The following is a 16,439-nucleotide window of genomic DNA, read 5'->3' as shown; positions in this document are numbered from 1 at the left end:
CCGAGGCAGCGGGTCAGTCGGTGGGGAAGTGCACGCCCGTGAGGTTCTCTGAGGCGGCCCAGAGGTGCGCGCCGGGGCGCTCGGTTTCGGCGCGTTTGGCGAAGTGGGCGAAGGTGGGCGCGCCGGTGAGCTCGAGAAAACCCGCGGGGCCGAAGTAGTCGCCGCCCAGAACCTCGGGGCTTGTCGCCGCGAACAGTTCGGGCAGGGCACCCGCCTCGGCTGACTGCGTCATGCCCGGCAGCGAACTCATGCGTTTCGACAGTGCCGAGGGCTTCGCGCGGCCGAGGTTCGGGCCCGCCGACTGCAGATTGGTACGGCTGAACCCGGGGTGCGCGGCTGCGCTCACGATCTGCCAGCCGTTGGCCTTGCTGCGCCTGGCGAACTCTTTCGCGAACATCAGGTTGGCGAGCTTCGAACGGGCATAGACGATCCAGGCGTTGTAGTGGTTCTCGCTCTGCAGATCGTCGAAGTCGAGACGACCGAACCAGTGCATGATGCTCGACATGGTGACGACGCGTGCCCGGTCAGAGCGCAGCAGCGCCGGTAGCAGCCGACCGGTCAGGGCAAAATGGCCCAGATGGTTCGTGCCGAACTGCAGCTCGAAGCCGTCATCGGTGAGGGTACGCCGGGGAACAGCCATGACGCCCGCATTGTTGAACAGCAGGTCGAGCGGATGCCCGTTGCCGACAATCTCGTCTGCCAGGCGCTCGATCGACCCCAGATTCGCCAGGTCGAGCGCTGCCAGGGTGACCCTGCCGCGCCCGGCCTCGCTGGCATTCGGAGTCTGCTGCAGGCGGGCAAGCGCGGCAGCGCCTTTGTCGGGGTTGCGGGCGGTGATGACGACGTCGGCGCCGGCGCCCAGCAGCCGCGCCGCGGTGGCGAAACCAAGCCCCGAATTTCCGCCCGTCACGAGCGCGCGAACGCCCGTGAGGTCGGGAAGGGTGATGTCGGGTTCTACTGCTGCCATGGTCGTCTCGCCTTCTTCTTCTTCTCTCTCGTCAGACGCGGTCGTCGCGCCCGGTGAGGGCAAGCAGTCGAGACTGCAGGGGAGCGTCAGCCGGCACCGGAACGGGTGAAGCGAACAGCCCGCTCGCCTCGAGCGTGTCTTTCTGCGGCTCGAAGACGGTGTAGACCGCCTCGACGAGAGCCGGGTCGAGGGTGTCGCTCGTGGCGGTGGCGCGCGCCAGATCCCACGTGTGGATCGTGACGTCAGAGACCTGCTCTCGCAGGTAGTCGCGCGCGGGGATCGTCGCGTACGACACGTGCACCGGCGATTCGGGGTCGGCCTTGCTCCACGCCGAGGTGGCGGCGGCAGAGTAGCGGTGCCATTCGGCGATGAGGTCATCGCCGAGCGGGCGGATGAGCGCCTGAGCCTGGCGCACGGTGCGCCCCTCGAGCAGCAGTGGCACCCACTGTTGCTCTTCGACGACGTGCTGCACGAGCTGGTGGATGTTCCACTCGGTGTCGGGCGTGGGCGCTGACCAGTCAGTGACAGCCGACAGGCGGTCGCCGAACTCGGCGTGGGCGGTTTCGTGGAGGCTAATCCAGTCGGTGGTCATGGGTTCTCCTCGGGTCTTCACAAGAGTAAAGCTTCTGGTGCGATCATCCATTCCTGAGTCCCTCCCTGTGCACAACGCGCGCAGTGCGGCTATTGTGCAGGAGTCTCGCCGCGGCGTGTACGGTCGTCTCGTGCCCCTTCAAACCCGTGCGTTGACACCGGATGACCTGCCCCAGCTGCTCGCTCTCAATACCGCTGCCGTTCCGGCCGTGAACGAGGTCGAGAGGGAGACTCTCGGCCGACTTGTCGAACTCAGCCATCTGCCGGTCGGAGTGGTCGACGACGACGCCCCAGCCAAGGTCGTGGGCTTCGCCCTGGCGATGCTTGCCGATGCGCCGTACGAAAGCGAGAACTACCGCTGGTTTTCCAAGCGGACGAAAGACTTTCTCTACGTCGACCGCATTGTTGTAGCCGACGGCGCGCGCGGCCACGGCATCGGCCAGCTGCTCTACGCCGCGGTCTTCGAGGCGGCTCGAGCCGCAGGCCAGCACCGCGTGTTCTGCGAGGTGAACGTCGAGCCGCCGAACCCGGGTTCGATGCGTTTTCACGGCCGGCTCGGGTTCACCGAGATCGGCCAGCAGGCCACGAAGGGTGGCACCGTCATCGTCGCGATGCTCGAGGCGCCGCTGCCCAGCCAGGCGCAGGCATAAGCACAGCCGCCATTCGGGCACGGCGGCTAGCGTCGCAGCATGAAACGCACGCAGATCACACGTGAGGTGCCGGGCCCCGGTCAAGAGTCGGTGTGGGAGTACCCGCGCCCGCCCCGCGCCGAACCATCCGCCGAACGCATCGTCATCGTGTTGGGCGGCGAGAGCATCGTCGACACCACCGACTCGGTACGCATACTCGAGACGAGCCATCCGCCCGTCTACTACCTGCCCGTGGCGGCGTTTCGCCCGGGGGCACTGTCGGATGCCCCTGGCCAGTCATTCTGCGAGTTCAAGGGACTCGCGGGCTATCTCTCGGTACACGGTGGCTCGCAGACGGCAGCCTCGGCAGCCTGGTACTACCCCGACCCGTCGCCGGGTTACGAGGTGCTCGCCGGGCGGGTGGCGGTGTATCCGTCGGCCATGCAGCAGTGCACCGTCGACGGCGAGGTCGTGACGAGCCAGGAGGGCGACTTCTACGGCGGTTGGATCACCTCGCGCGTCGTCGGCCCCTTCAAAGGAGCGCCCGGCACGCTCGGCTGGTGATGCAGCACGACTCACACCACCGCGAACCCGCGCGCCCGTAATCGGCGCCTCTCGGCCTCCAGCGTCGCCAGCAGGTGCTCCCTGGTCTGCCTGATGTGCTCCACGGCGAGCCGCTCGGCCGTGAGGGCATCACGCTGCCGCATCGCGGCCACGATCGCCCGGTGTCCGTCTCTGGAGTGCGCCCGCGATGCCTCGGTCTGCACCTCGAGCCAGCGGGTGCGGGCAAGCCGGGTCATCGACCCCGTGGCCGCGGCGACGAGAAACGGGTTCTGTGACAGCCGGGCGACCTCGACATGAAAGTCGGTGCCCGCTCGCAGCACCTCCTCGCCCGGCCCCGACGGGTCGACCGCCTCGAGCATGAGGTCGAGCGAGGCGAGTTCGGCATCCGTGGCCCTCGAGATGGCGAGCCCGATGGCGGCGGCCTCGATGATCTCGCGGTACTCGAGCAGGTCGCGGGTCTCAGCGAGGTCGATGGGCGCGACCATCCACCCTCTGCCGTCACGCTGCATGAGGCCCTCGGCTTCAAGACGGGTCAGCGCGGCACGCACGGGGGTGCGTGAGGCCGAGAGTTCGGTTTCGAGCCCGCGTTCGGTGAGCCGCTCGCCCGGAGTCATATCGAGGCTCAGGATGCCCGCCCGAAGCCGTTCGTAGATGACGGCGGTCTGCGACGTGTCGGTCATGCCTCCCAGTCTAGTCGATGTGGTATACCGATTTGGTATACCGCTATGGTATTCCAATGACAACTTCTCTGCGCAAGAGCGAGAGCGCCAATACACCGAGACCGGCACCGACACCGACACTGGGCTTTCGGCCCTGGTCGATGCTCGCGCTCGGCGTACTGGCGCAGGTCGCGGGCACCATCGCCATCAGCGGGCCGGCGTTCCTGATTCCGCTGCTGCACTCCGAACGCGGGCTGTCGCTGGCCGAGGCGGGCCTGTTCGTTGCTGCGCCGAGTGTGGGCATGGTACTCACCCTCATCGCGTGGGGCGCGCTGGCCGACCGTATCGGGGAACACTGGGTGATCGGTGCCGGGCTCGTCGTCACCGCCCTCTCGGCGGTGGGCGCGCTGTTCGCGACCGACCTCGTCTCCACTGGCGCATTCCTGCTGGTCGGCGGTATGGGCGCCGCCAGCGCGAACGCTGCAGGGGGTCGTCTGGTGGTGGGCTGGTTTCCGACCCGGCGCCGCGGGCTCGCCATGGGCATCCGGCAGATGGCCCAGCCGCTCGGCGTGGCCGTCGCGGCCATCGTCATCCCGCCCCTTGCCGCGGGTGGGGGCCTGAGCGCCGCGCTGCTTTTCCCGCTCATCGTCGTGGCCGTCGCTGCCGTTCTGGCGCTGGTCTTCATCGTCGACCCGCCGAGGCGTGCCGACGACGTGCTGGTGCCCGGTCAGCGGCCTGAGAACCCGTATCGTGCGACATCGCTGCTGTGGCGCATCCACGGGGTCTCCGTGCTGTTGGTGATCCCGCAGTTCGTGGTGTCGACGTTCGCGCTGGTGTGGCTCATCGGCAACGAGGGCTGGCCGCCGCTCGCCGCCGGCATCGTGGTGGGCGGCGCACAGTTCGTCGGCGCCGTCGGGCGCATCGTGGTGGGTATCGTCTCCGACCGGGTGGGCAGCCGCATGAGGCCGCTGCGGGTGGTCGCCGCGGCTGCCAGCGCCATCATGCTCGTGCTCGCTCTGACCGATTCGCTGCACCTGGCAGGGTTCGCGGCGGTCGGCATCGTTTTCGCATCGGCCATCACCGTGGCCGACAACGGGCTGGCTTTCACCTCGGTTGCCGAGATCGCCGGCAGCAGATGGTCGGGCCGGGCGCTCGGCGCACAGAACACGGCGCAATACATGGCGTCGGCGGCAACGGCCCCGCTCATGGGTCTGCTGGTGGGTGCAGTGGGGTTCGGGGCGGCCTTCGCCGTCGTCGCAGTACTGCCGTTGGTGGCCATACCGCTCGTTCCGCTTCAAGACAAGGTCTCAGGCAAAAAGTTGTAGACGCCATGCCGTGACCTCAGATCGTTACAGCAGCATGCTAGCGTGCAAAAATGCCTCGAATCGCGGGAGTCGCCGCAGCGTTCCCCCCTCATTCCTATCCGCAAGCAGAGATCACTGAGCTGCTCGGCCCGATCATCACCAATGACGCCAGCAAACGGTTGTTACTGAACCGGCTGCACCAGAACAGCAAGGTGGCGTCGCGGCACCTTGTCATGCCGTATGAGTGGTATCGCGACAGCTCGCTGAACTTCACATTGACGAACAACATCTTCATCGGTGCGGCCGTCGACCTGGCCGAAGAAGCGGTCGTGAGCGCCCTGGCAAAGGCCTCTTTGCAGGCGACCGACATCGATTACGTCATCTTCACGTCGGTGACGGGCATCTCGGCTCCGTCGGTCGATGCCCTGCTCGCACTGAGGCTGGGGTTTCGTTCTGACGTGAAACGCGTGCCCATGTTCGGGCTCGGGTGCGTGGCCGGTGCAGCCGGCATTGCTCGTGCGAACGACTACCTGCTCGGGCATCCGAATGATGTGGCCTTACTCATCTCGGTCGAGTTGTGCTCGCTCACCGTGCAGCGCGGCGACGACTCGATGGGCAATCTTGTCGCCAGCGGGCTCTTCGGCGACGGAGCAGCGGCCGTTCTGATGGTCGGCAGCGACCGCGCCGAGACCATGGCCGTCACCGGGCCCGACGTGCTCGACTCGCGCAGCCGCCTGTACCCGGGAACGGAGGCGGTGCTCGGCTTCAACCCCGGCGAGAGCGGTTTTCGCATCGTTTTGACGGCGGGCGTCGCCGACGTCATCGATGAGCATTTCGACGACGATGTGGTGGGCTTTCTCACCGAGCACGACCTCGCCGTGGCCGATATCGACGTCTGGATGGCCCACCCCGGTGGCCCCCGCGTGCTCGAATCGTTCTCGTCGGCACTGGGGTTGCCACAGGGTGCCCTCGATGTGAGCTGGCAGTCGATGGCGGCGAAGGGCAACATGTCGTCGGCCTCGATTCTGCACGTGCTCGCCGAGACCCTCAGCCTCGAACGGTTCGATGAGGGTGGCCTCGGGCTGCTGTTCGCGCTGGGCCCGGGCGTCTGTGCCGAGATCGTGCTGCTGAAATGGCCGGAATCGCAGGCGCAGGAACAGCAGACGAGCGACTAGTGCTTCTCTATCTCGCCCTCATTCTGGCCACGGGCGGCGAACGATTCGTCGAACTCGGCGTCTCCGCGCGCAACGCTGCGTGGGCTTTTGAACGAGGGGGAGTGGAGTTCGGCCAGAAGCACTTCCCGTTCATGGTCGTGCTGCACACGGCGATGTTGCTGGCGTGCCTCGGCGAGGTCTTTCTCCTCGGGCGGGAGTTCGTGCCCTGGCTCGGCTGGCCCATGCTCGCGATTGCGCTCGCGAGCCAGGTGCTGCGTTGGTGGTGCATCGGTACGCTCGGCCGGCGCTGGAACACCCGCGTCATCGTGGTTCCGGGCCTGCCGCTGGTGAACCGCGGGCCATACCGCTGGTTCGCTCACCCGAACTATGTGGCCGTGATTGCCGAAGGGGTGGCGCTGCCGCTCTTATACAGCGCGTGGATCACCGCCGTCGCGTTCACCGCGATCAACCTCGTACTGTTGCTGCGCGTTCGCATTCCCGTCGAAGAGACCGCCCTCGCCTTCGGGCTGACCCAGGCGCGACAGGAGTCGTAGGCGGCATGCCTGGGGTGAGCGCCTTCGACGCCGACGTCGTAGTGGTGGGCGGCGGCCCGGTGGGGCTCGCAGCGGCCATCCCGTGCAGAAGGCCTGCGGTGAGGGGCTGATGCCGGCGGCGGTTGACGAGCTGCGGCGGCTCGGGGTGGCGGTGGCCGGGCATCCGATCGCCGGAATCACCTACCGCGACGCCCGCCGCTCGGTCTCGCACCGGTTCGGCGGCGAGGCCGGGCGCGGGGTGCAGCGCGTCGAGCTGTCGGGCCTGCTGACGGCGCGTGCCGAGCAGCTCGGAGTGCTCTTTCGGGTGGGCCGGGCCGAGACGCTGGTTCAGGATGCCCGCTCGATCACGCTCGGGCTCACGGGTTCGTCGACCCTCCGTGCCCGCTGGTTGCTCGGCAGCGACGGCCTGCACTCCACCGTGCGCACCCTCGCGGGGCTCGATCACCCCGCCATACCGTCACCTGCAGCGCGGCGGTATGGGTTGCGGCAGCACTTTCACATCGCTCCGTGGAGCGACTTCGTCGAGGTCTACTGGAGCCCAGGGTTCGAGGTCTACGTCACCCCGGTGGGCGACCGGATGATCGGGGTCGCGATGCTCGGCCCCCGCGGTCTCGACTTCGCTGAGGCCGTGCGTTCGGTACCGGCGCTCGCGGCGGTGAACGATCTGCAGCGGTTCGCGGCCGACGCGCTGCAGGGTGCAGGCAGCCTGCGCCAGCGGGTGACGCGGCACTCGGAGGGAAGGGTGCTGCTGGTCGGCGACGCCTCGGGGTACATCGACGCGCTTACCGGCGAGGGCCTGCGCATCGGGTTTGCGCAGGCGGCGGCCGCGGTGGCGGCGATCGTGGCAGAGCAGGGGGAGGCCGACAGTCGAGCTGCAGAGTCCGCGCAGACCGTTGGCGCGGCCTACGAACGCGGCTGGCGTCGGGTGAGCGGGCCCGCGAACAGGCTGACCACGGCGCTGCTTCTCGCGTCGCGATCGCCGCTGCGGGCATCCATTGTTCCACTGGCGGTTCGGGTTCCGAGACTGTTCGGAGCCGCTGTCGACCGCCTCGCCCGCTGAGTGCGCCTGCACGCCACATCGCCCGCTGAGTGCGCCTGCACCCCACATCGCCCGGGAGTGGGCTGGGAGTTGCCGTCAAGGGGCCGGGGGTCGGCCGCCGCGAGGCAGAGACTAGGAGGGTGAACGTTTTTCCTGAGAGCATGCGCAACCGGTTGCGGTCGACCTTCACCGGGCAGCTCGAAGGCCAGCCCGAGTGGGTTCTGAACCTCGATCGGGGTGACGACGCCGGGTTCTTCGCGCCGGGTTCGGCCACGTGGGCGGTGCACGGCCAGACGGCCACCATCGTCGCCGGTGTTCGTGCGCTGCTGATGCAGGCGCTGCACCCGGGAGCCATGGCCGGGGTGCACGACCATTCCAGGTACAAGGAAGACCCGCTGGGGCGTCTGGCCGGAACCATCCGCTGGATCTTCACCGTCAGCTACGCCGACACCGAAACCGCTGTTGCGACCTCGAACTGGGTGCTGAAGCTGCACGAGCGCGTGGTGGGAACCTACCTCGACGCCCAGAACGTCGAGAGCCCGTACGCGGCGAACGACCCCGAGTTGCTCTCGTGGGTGCATCTGGCGTTCACCGACTCGTTTCTGGCCACGGCGAAGCTCTGGTCTGGGCCGATTCCCGGCGGCGCCGACGCCTACGTTCGCGAGTGGGCGAAGGCCGGGGAGCTGATGGGGGTGCCGAACCCGCCGCGGTCAGAGGCCGAGCTGCGCGACCAGCTGCACGCGTTCGTCGAGGCCGGAGTACTGAAGAGCGACGACAGGGTCGCCGAAGCGGTGAAGTTCATTCGCCGGCCACCGCTCGCACGAGCACTGATGCCGGGGTACGCCGTGCTCTTCGAGGGCGCCGTCTCCTCTATTCCAGGCGAATATCGCCGGATGCTCGGCCTCACCCCCGCGCACATCGGCCCACTGCAGCTGCCCACCATCGGGGCCACCGGGCTGGTGCTGAAGGTGATCGGCAGCATGCTCGGCGCAGACAAGCCGAGCGAGCTCGCTGCCCGGCGCCGCCTCACGCGCCTCGGCCTGCTCGAGGGTGCCGCGTAGCCGCAGCCGCAGCCGGCGCACGCACGACGCCGGCCCGCAGTAGCTCAGCGCACCTCAGCGAAAGCGCATGGTCGGCGGCATCGGCTTCGGAGGTTCAGAGAGCTTCCGCAGCCGCCGCCGCTCGAGGCGGGCCGACACCACCATGACCAGCGCGAACACGATGCCCGCCATCATCACGATGAGCAACACCGGGCCGTACAGACCGTGGGTCACTGCGTTGGCGACGGCAGCGCCCACCGTGACGAACGACCCGAGAAAGCCGAGCAGCGAGAATCGCGTGGCGCGGTCGAGGTTCACGGTCGGTCAGGCCAGTCGGCTGGCCGGCGAGGTGGTCTTCACCGGGTCGCGCTCGACGATGTCGCCCAACGCCTCGTCGATGGCGGTGAGCACGGCGGCCTCGAGCTTCACTCCGGCGGCCGCCACGTTCGACGCGATCTGCTCGGGTTTGGACGCCCCGATGATGGCCGACGCCACGTTGGGGTTCTGCAGCACCCACGCCACCGCGAGCTGCGCCATGGTGAGCCCCACCTCATCGGCGATAGGCTGCAGTTTCTGCACCCGCTCGAGGGTCTCATCGCGCAGCCAGTTCTTGATCATCTCGTCGCCACCTTTGCTGTCGGTGGCGCGTGAGCCTTCGGGAACAGGCGCGCCCGGCTTGTACTTGCCGGTCAGCACACCCTGCGCCACAGGTGACCACACGACCTGCGAGATGCCGAGTTCTTCTGAGGCGGGAACCACGTCGCTCTCGATGACGCGCCAGAGCATCGAGTACTGCGGCTGGTTCGAGATGAGCTGAAAACCGAGCTTCGAGGCGAGCGCGGAGGCCTCGCGCAGCTGCGGCGCCGTCCACTCGCTCACGCCGATGTACAGCGCTTTGCCCGCCCGCACGATGTCGGCGAACGCTGTCATCGTCTCTTCGAGCGGGGTCTCGTAGTCGTAGCGGTGGGCCTGGTAGAGGTCGACGTAGTCGGTGCGCAGGCGCTTCAGCGAGCCGTCGATCGATTCGAGGATGTGCTTGCGCGACAGACCGGTGTCGTTGGGCCCCTTCGGGCCGGTGGGAAAGTACACCTTGGTGAAGATCTCGACCGACGCACGGCGCTCGTTCTTCAGAGCCTTGCCGAGCACCTCTTCTGCCACGGTGTTCGCGTAGGCGTCTGCGGTGTCGAATGTGGTGATGCCCGCTTCGAGCGCGGCCCGCACGCTGAGCTTGGCGATGTCATTCTCAACCTGCGAACCGTGCGTGAGCCAGTTGCCGTAGGTGATTTCTGAAACCTTGAGTCCGCTGTTGCCGAGATACCTGAAGTCCATGCTTCAAACGCTACCCCCTCAACGGCCGAGCCCCATGCGGGCGATGCCCAGCAGTGATTCTCCGGGGAGAAAAGCGCGGGTCAGTGCCAGTGCGATCTTCGGCAGATCGCCCTCGTCGCGAAACAGCAGGCTCATGCGTTCGTAGCGCGGGTTGAACTTGGTCTTGAAGTTGTGCAGCGACTGAAAACCGTAGAGCGGTTCGAGCGCGGTGCCGAGCGAGTCGAGTACGGCGTCGATGCCCGTGGGCTGGTAGTCGGCCCCGTGCGCGAGGGGCGCTCCCGAGAGCGAGACGAACAGGGCGCCCTCGGCCTGAAATGCCAGGCACGACGACGCGATGAGAAACTCCATCACCAGCTTGAACCCGTCGTCACGCCGGCGCATCAGGTCGAGGGTCCAGCCGCGAATCGTGCCGTCGACGCCGTACACCGGCAACCACGAGAGCACTCCGTGCACCGTTCCCGACTCGTCCAGCGCCAGCGCGGTCTTCACGTGTGGGTCGAGCGCCTCGTCGACGCCACCCAGCGTGAACCCCATCTCGGGCAGCGCTTTGTCGCCCACCCATTCCTCAGAGATGGCGCGCACCTGCGACACGACAGCCCACGGTTCGTCAGCCAGCGCGGTCATGCGAAAACTGATGTTCTCGCGCTCGGCTCTGTTCAGCGCCGACCGGATGCCCTGCCACTTCTTTCCCGTCATCTCGAGCGTGGGCAGGTCGATGATGGTGTCTTCGGCGACCTGCAGGTTTGCCCAATCGGTGGGTGCGGCATCCAGTACCGTGTCAGACACCGAGAAGAGACACGGCGCCAACCCGATGCGCTCGCACTCGGCCACGAACTCCACGATGGTCTGTGCGAGCTTCTCGGGTGGCCCAACAGGGTCACCGAGGGCGATGGCCACGCCGGAGTGGCGCTGGTAGGCCACGAAACTCTCGCCATCGGCCGTGATGAAATACGAGTTGGCGGGCCACATGGTCATCCACGACAGGGTTCCGCCGCCGTCGGTGGTGAGAATCTCGAGCGGGCTCGCGGCGGCCGTGGCGTTGCGCACGACCCGTCTCGACCGGCGAAGCGGCACCCGGTATGCGCGGTGCCCGAGCAGAAAAATGACGAGCAGGGCGATCCAGAGCGCCGAGTTGGCCATGGCCGTGAAGAGGTCGGCAGGAAAGTCGAGGGCGACGATGGCGTAGATGGCGAGCCCCACGAACTCGAGCACGTTCAGGGCGCCCAGAATGACGCCGAGAACCCACGGCAACCGATGGCCGAGGCGGATGCCGTTCGCGATGAACGCGATGATGATGACGTCGACGGCGACATCGATCCACACGCTCGTGTCAGAGGTCGTGGCCCGCAGAGAGTCGTCGGTGGGAAAGAGCGTTCCGATGACTTCGACCGCCGCCAGAATGACCAGGCTGGCGAACGCGAGGATGCGCCACTCCCGTGCGCTCGGACGCCCGGCGGGATGCGCCCGGTCGAGTACAAACGGAGCAACCAGCATCACGACGGCGACACCCAGGAAGTGTTCGAGGTCGGCGAGAGTGCCGAGGTAGATCAGAGAGACCGTCACATACGCGAGCAGGGCGAACCGCAGACGCAGCCGCCATGGCGCACGCACGGTGATGAGCGCGGCGGCCAGGCACGCCAGCACCCCGCCCGACGGCCCTACGTCGTAGTGCGAGGCCAGGTCGGCCGCCCAGGCGCTGTCGAACGAGCGCGCCGCCAGCAGCACGAAGAGCGTGCCAGAGACGGCGGCGATCTGGCCGCCGGCGAAGATGCCGAATGCGCGCAGCGTTCCGAACTTCACTTCGGCCCAGCCCACTGCCACGACGATGCCGATCAGAATGAGGGCGTACTGAATGGGAACCTGCGACAAGAACGTGCCCGTGATCAGCGTGTACCAGTGCCCGTCGAGAAACGACGGAACCCCGTAGGCCACATCGTGGTACCAGCTGCGGCGTGCAATCGGGCTCCACAGGGCTCCGGTCGCGAGGGCAACCACCACAAAAGCGCCGAGCAGCCCGGCGGTGAACGGGGTGCGCCTGGCGGCCCGGGCGAGCGGGGCGAACACGGTGGTGACGGCCGACCGGATGCCCCGCAGCGGCTTCTCGCCCGAGTGCATGCCGGCGGCGCTCGCGAGCGGGCTGAGGCTGCCGTCGGGCTCGAACAGGTCGGCCATTTCGAGGGGCGCGGGGGTGGTATCGGAATCGGGTGTGCTGCCGTCGGCACTCCCGGCTGCACCAACGGCAGTTGCCGACGAGCCCGCTGCGGCGGCTGCCGCCGTGTTTCGCCGGTACACCACGGTGATCGCCACCACCACGATCGCCACCGCCACGGCGACGAGCGCGATCCAACTGAATTGGTGGATGATCGCCACCGCGGCCCGCCCCAGGGAGTAGACGATGGTGGTCACGGCCCCGGCCCAGAGCACTGCGCCGGTGGCATTCGCGGCGAGGAAGCGGCGGTAGGGCATCCGGAGCGTACCGGCGAGGGGCCCGACGAGAATGCGCAGGAACGCGACGAACCGGCCCCCGACGACAGCCCACGCGCCCCAGCGGTTCATGCCGCCGATGGCGCGGTGAATCTGCTCGGCGCCGAACTGTTTCGGAAATCTGCGCGCGCCGACCGTGAGCAGCCGAACACCGAACCGCCGCCCGATCAGGTACCCGATGGAGTCGCCGAGCACCGCGCCGATGACGGCCGAGGTAGCGACGAACCACGGTGAGACGTGCCCGTCGATCGAAAGCAGGGTGGCGGCGATGAGAACCGTTTCGCCCGGCAGCGGAATTCCGATGCTTTCGACTGCCACGAAGAAGGCCACCACGAGTAGTACGGCAAGCGGCGGAATCGTGGCCAGCCATGCGATCATGCCCACACCCCTTTGGTTCTCTGCGGAGCGTGACTCCCCGTGGGTTTCCATGATAGGTCGGTGGCGCTGCGAGCAGCAGCACCCGGGCATCCGGGCTGCGAGAATGGAGTCATGACCGCAACACTCGTAGCCAAAGCACTGTCGGGCGGGCACGGGCACCGCGTTCTGTTCAGCGATCTCAGCCTCACCGTCTCACCGGGCGACGTGGTGGGGCTCGTCGGGGCGAACGGCGCCGGCAAGACCACTCTGCTGAGGCTGCTCGCGGGCGTCGACGCGCCGCTCGCCGGCACGGTGATGCTGGCCCCAGCCGATGCCTTCGTGGGCTGGCTGCCCCAGGAGCACGAGCGGGTGGCAGGCGAGAGCATCGCCGACTACCTCGGTCGGCGTACCGGATGCACGGCGGCGACCCTCGACATGGAGACCACTTCCGTGGCGCTCGGCAGTGACGACCCGCTCGCCGCCGACGCCTACTCGGTTGCCCTCGACCGCTGGCTCGCGAGCGGAGCAGCCGACCTCGACGACCGCTCCCCGGCCACCCTCGCCGAGCTCGGTCTCGACCTGCCCGTCACCCACCTCATGACCGCCCTCTCGGGTGGCCAGGCCGCCCGCGTCGCCCTGGCGGCCCTGCTGCTCTCGCGGTTCGACATCGTGCTGCTCGACGAGCCGACGAACGACCTCGACCTCGACGGCCTCGCCCGGCTCGAGGCGTTCGTGCGGGGCCTTCGCGGGGGAGTTGTGCTCGTGTCGCACGACCGCGAGTTTCTCGCCCGCTGTGTCACCACCGTGGTCGAGCTCGACCTCGCCCAGAACAGCGTTTCGGTGTACAACGGCGGCTACGAGTCGTTTCTGGAGGAGAGGGCCACGGCCCGCCGCCACGCGCGCGACGAGTACGACGAGTTCGCCGCGAAGAAGGCCGACCTCGTGGGCCGCGCGCGCGTGCAGCGCGAGTGGTCGTCGCAGGGCGTGCGCAACGCCATGAAGAAGTCGCCCGACAACGACAAGATCCGCCGTAAAGCGTCGGCAGAGTCGAGCGAGAAGCAAGGCCAGAAGGTGCGGCAGATGGAGAGCCGCATCGCGCGCATGGACGAGGTCGATGAGCCCCGCAAAGAGTGGCAGCTGCAGTTCACCATCGGCTCGGCCCCGCGTTCGAGCTCGGTCGTCGCGACGCTCAGCGCCGCAGTGGCCCGCCAGGGCGACTTCACATTCGGCCCGGTCAGCCTGCAGATCGATGGCGGCGACCGCATCGGCATCACCGGCCCCAACGGCGCCGGCAAGTCGACGCTGCTGCGGCTGCTGCTCGGCACCCAGCAGCCCGACGAGGGTTCGGCGAGCCTCGGCCGCAGCGTCGCCATCGGCGAGATCGACCAGGCGCGCGGCCTGCTCGAAGGCTCGACTGTGCTGTTCGAGGCGGTGAGTGCAGTCGTACCAGACATGCCGGTCGCCGAGGTGCGCACGCTGCTGGCCAAGTTCGGGCTCAAAGCCGACCACGTCGACAGGCCCGTCGACAGCCTGTCGCCTGGCGAACGCACCCGGGCGGCCCTCGCGCTGCTCCAGGCGCGGGGAGTCAACCTGCTCGTGCTCGACGAGCCCACCAACCACCTCGACCTGCCGGCCATCGAGCAGCTCGAGGAGGCACTCGACGCGTACGAGGGCACCCTGCTGCTCGTCACGCACGACCGCCGCATGCTCGAAACGGTCACCCTCACCCGCCAGTGGCAGGTCGAGGCCGGTCGCGTGAGCGAGGTCTGAGCGTGAGCGCCCAACACTACGTCGGCCTCGTGCGCGGCATCAACGTCGGGCCGACCACGCGTGTGGCGATGGCCGACTTCCGCCAGGTGTTCGAGTCGCTCGGCTTCGCCGACGTGAAGACTCTGCTGCAGAGCGGCAACGTCGTCTTCACAACCGACCGCATGCTGACGGCCGACGATACGGCGGCGGTCGAACGAGACTTTCACGCAGCAACGGGTCTCAAAGCCGGGTTCGTCATTCTGGCGGCTGCACGTTTTCACGAGATCGTCGCGGCGAACCCGCTGCAGAGCATTGCCGCCGACCCATCGAAAGCGGTCGTCACGTTCGTGCCGGGGGCTCTGGATGCCCAGAGCATCGCCCTCCCCGACCCCGCCGCCACTCTGCCCGAAGTTCTCGCGCTCGGCGATGGCGCCGTCTACTCATGGCACCCCGAAGGCATCTCGAACTCGCGCCTGCCGGTCTCGTTCTGGAAGCAGCTGGGCCCCGTCTACACCGCCCGTAACCTCAACACGGCCGCGAAGCTCCAGGCGCTGCTCGACGAGCGCGCCTGAGCGCGGGCAGGATCCACTGAGCCTCGCTGATCCGGCTGAGCCTCGCTGAGCCCGGCTGAGCCGCCGCGATGTCGGTGGCGCAGCATAGGCTGGAGGGTATGGCCGAGGGAGCGAAGCGAGCAGCGGGGTGGGCGTCGAAGCCCGTGCGGCAGGCGGCGTCCGCAGCCCGGCCACGGGTGTTCGGTGGCGGTGAAGACGACGGCAGTGCGACCATGCTGCACATCGACATGGATGCCTTCTTCGCGTCAGTAGAACTGCTCGAGCATCCAGAACTCGTCGGAAAAGCGGTGATCATCGGCCACGCGGGTGGGCGCGGAGTGGTGACCTCGGCGACGTATGAGGCGCGGCGGTTCGGTGTACATTCGGCGATGCCGGTGGCTCGGGCATTGCAGCTGTGCCCGCATGCCGTGGTGCTTCCGGGGCACATGGAGAAGTACAAGCGGTTCTCGGGCGAGGTGATGCGCATCTTTCGGAGCGTCACTCCGCTGGTCGAGCCGCTCAGCATCGACGAGGCGTTTCTCGACGTGGCCGGCGCCAAGCGGTTGCTCGGGCTGCCGTCGACCATCGGGGCGCTGGTGCGCGCGCAGGTCGAGGCCGAGACGGGGCTCACGTGCTCGGTGGGGGCTGCGTCGACGAAGTTCATTGCCAAAATGGCGTCGGGGAGGGCGAAGCCCGACGGGATGCTCGTGATTCCGGCCGCAGAGACGCTCGCGTTTCTTCACCCGCTGCCCATCTCTGCCCTCTGGGGAGTCGGCGCGAGCACCGCCGAGTCGCTCAGCCGACTCGGCATCAAAACCGTCGGAGAGCTTGCGGCCACCCCGCTCGACACGCTCATCCGGCGGGTGGGGGAGGCGTCGGGAGCGAAACTTCACGCCCTCGCGTCGGGGCTCGACCCGCGTTCGGTGGTCACCGAGCGGGTCGAGAAGAGCATCGGGCACGAGATCACGTTCGAGTTCGACGTGGCAGATGAGCAGAAAATCAGGCTCGAATTGTTGCGTCTGAGCGACCAGGTGGCCGTGCGGCTGCGTCGCGCGGGGCTGGCCGGCAAGACGGTCGCGCTGAAACTGAGGTTCACCGACTTCTCGACCATCACCAGGTCACGCACGCTCGCCGAGCCCACCGACCTGGCGCAGACCATCTCCGACGCTTCGCGCGAGCTGTTCGCGGCGCTCGGGCCCGTCGACCAGCGTGTGCGCCTCATCGGCGTGCGCGTGGAGAACCTCGTGACGGCCGGCGACACCGTGCACCAGCCCTCCCTGTGGGACGACGAGTCTGCTCCGCCCTCCGGCTGGCGCGATGCCGAGGCCACCGCCGACCTCATCGCGGCCAAGTTCGGCCGCACCCTCCTCAAACGCGCCTCCCTCGTGCAGCCGGGCCCCTCTGCCGCTGCTTGGTCGAGAGTGAGATCGTCTGCGGTGTCAGCCACGTCAGCTCCGGTCACGCGGTG

General features: G+C 67.9%; 16 protein-coding genes. 10 read left to right on the top strand and 6 right to left on the bottom strand.

Annotation, left to right across the window (positions count from 1 at the left end; genetic code table 11):
• Positions 1-13: 13 nt before the first annotated feature.
• Together QN358_RS14815 and QN358_RS14810 are read right to left on the bottom strand one after the other, a co-directional pair.
• Complete coding sequence (locus QN358_RS14815) at positions 14-967, bottom strand: SDR family oxidoreductase (protein ID WP_136641534.1); 954 nt, start codon at positions 965-967, stop codon at positions 14-16.
• A gap of 31 nt (positions 968-998) precedes the next feature.
• Positions 999-1,559: a TIGR03086 family metal-binding protein gene (locus QN358_RS14810; protein ID WP_136641535.1), complete on the bottom strand. Its 561-nt coding sequence runs from the start codon at positions 1,557-1,559 to the stop codon at positions 999-1,001.
• 130 nt (positions 1,560-1,689) lie between these two features.
• Between QN358_RS14810 and QN358_RS14805 the strand changes: the two genes are divergently transcribed.
• Positions 1,690-2,208 carry a GNAT family N-acetyltransferase gene (locus QN358_RS14805; protein ID WP_161580369.1) on the top strand — a complete coding sequence of 173 codons (519 nt, stop codon included), beginning with the start codon at positions 1,690-1,692 and terminating at the stop codon, positions 2,206-2,208.
• Between the two features lie 39 nt (positions 2,209-2,247).
• The gene (locus QN358_RS14800) at positions 2,248-2,751 is read left to right on the top strand and encodes a DUF427 domain-containing protein (protein WP_136641537.1); all 504 of its coding nucleotides are present in this window, start codon (positions 2,248-2,250) and stop codon (positions 2,749-2,751) included.
• Positions 2,752-2,762: 11 nt separating this feature from the next.
• Here QN358_RS14800 and QN358_RS14795 read toward each other — a convergent pair whose 3' ends face one another.
• On the bottom strand, positions 2,763-3,431 hold the full coding sequence (locus tag QN358_RS14795; RefSeq protein ID WP_136641538.1) for a GntR family transcriptional regulator: 669 nt from the start codon (positions 3,429-3,431) through the stop codon (positions 2,763-2,765).
• Between the two features lie 56 nt (positions 3,432-3,487).
• Between QN358_RS14795 and QN358_RS14790 the strand changes: the two genes are divergently transcribed.
• From QN358_RS14790 to QN358_RS14770, 5 genes are all read left to right on the top strand, one after another.
• Positions 3,488-4,735: an MFS transporter gene (locus tag QN358_RS14790; protein ID WP_323512826.1), complete on the top strand. Its 1,248-nt coding sequence runs from the start codon at positions 3,488-3,490 to the stop codon at positions 4,733-4,735.
• A 50-nt stretch (positions 4,736-4,785) separates the two neighbouring features.
• Complete coding sequence (locus tag QN358_RS14785; RefSeq protein WP_136641540.1) at positions 4,786-5,889, top strand: type III polyketide synthase; 1,104 nt, start codon at positions 4,786-4,788, stop codon at positions 5,887-5,889.
• A complete protein-coding gene (locus tag QN358_RS14780; protein WP_323512825.1) occupies positions 5,847-6,422 on the top strand; it encodes an isoprenylcysteine carboxyl methyltransferase family protein in 576 nt (191 codons plus the stop codon). The genes QN358_RS14785 and QN358_RS14780 overlap by 43 nt, the downstream gene beginning before the upstream one ends.
• 82 nt (positions 6,423-6,504) lie before the next feature.
• Positions 6,505-7,482: an NAD(P)/FAD-dependent oxidoreductase gene (locus QN358_RS14775; RefSeq protein ID WP_323512824.1), complete on the top strand. Its 978-nt coding sequence runs from the start codon at positions 6,505-6,507 to the stop codon at positions 7,480-7,482.
• A 140-nt stretch (positions 7,483-7,622) separates the two neighbouring features.
• A complete protein-coding gene (locus QN358_RS14770) occupies positions 7,623-8,522 on the top strand; it encodes an oxygenase MpaB family protein (RefSeq protein WP_136641591.1) in 900 nt (299 codons plus the stop codon).
• A 54-nt stretch (positions 8,523-8,576) separates the two neighbouring features.
• Here the strand turns inward: QN358_RS14770 and QN358_RS14765 are convergent, their stop codons facing one another.
• Genes QN358_RS14765 through QN358_RS14755 form a run of 3 tightly spaced genes read right to left on the bottom strand, consistent with a single transcriptional unit; the run spans position 8,577 to position 12,692 of the window.
• Positions 8,577-8,819 (bottom strand): hypothetical protein, encoded by a 243-nt coding sequence (locus tag QN358_RS14765; RefSeq protein WP_136641543.1) that lies wholly within the window; start codon positions 8,817-8,819, stop codon positions 8,577-8,579.
• Between the two features lie 6 nt (positions 8,820-8,825).
• Positions 8,826-9,830 carry an aldo/keto reductase family protein gene (locus QN358_RS14760; protein WP_323512823.1) on the bottom strand — a complete coding sequence of 335 codons (1,005 nt, stop codon included), beginning with the start codon at positions 9,828-9,830 and terminating at the stop codon, positions 8,826-8,828.
• 18 nt (positions 9,831-9,848) lie between these two features.
• Positions 9,849-12,692 carry a phosphatidylglycerol lysyltransferase domain-containing protein gene (locus QN358_RS14755; protein WP_323512822.1) on the bottom strand — a complete coding sequence of 948 codons (2,844 nt, stop codon included), beginning with the start codon at positions 12,690-12,692 and terminating at the stop codon, positions 9,849-9,851.
• 111 nt (positions 12,693-12,803) lie between these two features.
• On the opposite strand from QN358_RS14755, the gene QN358_RS14750 reads away from it, so the two are divergent.
• The 3 genes from QN358_RS14750 to dinB all read left to right on the top strand — a co-directional run.
• Complete coding sequence (locus tag QN358_RS14750; protein WP_136641546.1) at positions 12,804-14,441, top strand: ABC-F family ATP-binding cassette domain-containing protein; 1,638 nt, start codon at positions 12,804-12,806, stop codon at positions 14,439-14,441.
• A gap of 2 nt (positions 14,442-14,443) precedes the next feature.
• A complete protein-coding gene (locus QN358_RS14745) occupies positions 14,444-14,992 on the top strand; it encodes a DUF1697 domain-containing protein (RefSeq protein ID WP_161580371.1) in 549 nt (182 codons plus the stop codon).
• 212 nt (positions 14,993-15,204) lie between these two features.
• The coding region (gene dinB / locus QN358_RS14740) for a DNA polymerase IV (protein ID WP_416352005.1) at positions 15,205-16,439 on the top strand (1,235 nt) is incomplete at its 3' end.

It is taken from the genome of Subtercola sp. RTI3, from assembly GCF_035018625.1.
In the GTDB taxonomy this organism is placed as follows: Bacteria; Actinomycetota; Actinomycetes; order Actinomycetales; family Microbacteriaceae; genus Subtercola; species Subtercola vilae.
The sequence above is the reverse complement of the archived record's forward strand: the minus strand, read 5'-3'. Positions and strand labels throughout refer to the sequence as shown.

Excerpts from the sequence above, each read along its gene's own strand:
- QN358_RS14815 (WP_136641534.1), bottom strand. The coding sequence starts at position 967 with ATGGCAGCAGTAGAACCCGACATCACCCTTCCCGACCTCACGGGCGTT.
- QN358_RS14810 (WP_136641535.1), bottom strand. The coding sequence starts at position 1,559 with ATGACCACCGACTGGATTAGCCTCCACGAAACCGCCCACGCCGAGTTC.
- QN358_RS14800 (WP_136641537.1), top strand. The coding sequence starts at position 2,248 with ATGAAACGCACGCAGATCACACGTGAGGTGCCGGGCCCCGGTCAAGAG.
- QN358_RS14795 (WP_136641538.1), bottom strand. The coding sequence starts at position 3,431 with ATGACCGACACGTCGCAGACCGCCGTCATCTACGAACGGCTTCGGGCG.
- QN358_RS14790 (WP_323512826.1), top strand. The coding sequence starts at position 3,488 with ATGACAACTTCTCTGCGCAAGAGCGAGAGCGCCAATACACCGAGACCG.
- QN358_RS14785 (WP_136641540.1), top strand. The coding sequence starts at position 4,786 with ATGCCTCGAATCGCGGGAGTCGCCGCAGCGTTCCCCCCTCATTCCTAT.
- QN358_RS14780 (WP_323512825.1), top strand. The coding sequence starts at position 5,847 with ATGGCCGGAATCGCAGGCGCAGGAACAGCAGACGAGCGACTAGTGCTT.
- QN358_RS14770 (WP_136641591.1), top strand. The coding sequence starts at position 7,623 with ATGCGCAACCGGTTGCGGTCGACCTTCACCGGGCAGCTCGAAGGCCAG.
- QN358_RS14760 (WP_323512823.1), bottom strand. The coding sequence starts at position 9,830 with ATGGACTTCAGGTATCTCGGCAACAGCGGACTCAAGGTTTCAGAAATC.
- QN358_RS14755 (WP_323512822.1), bottom strand. The coding sequence starts at position 12,692 with ATGATCGCATGGCTGGCCACGATTCCGCCGCTTGCCGTACTACTCGTG.
- QN358_RS14750 (WP_136641546.1), top strand. The coding sequence starts at position 12,804 with ATGACCGCAACACTCGTAGCCAAAGCACTGTCGGGCGGGCACGGGCAC.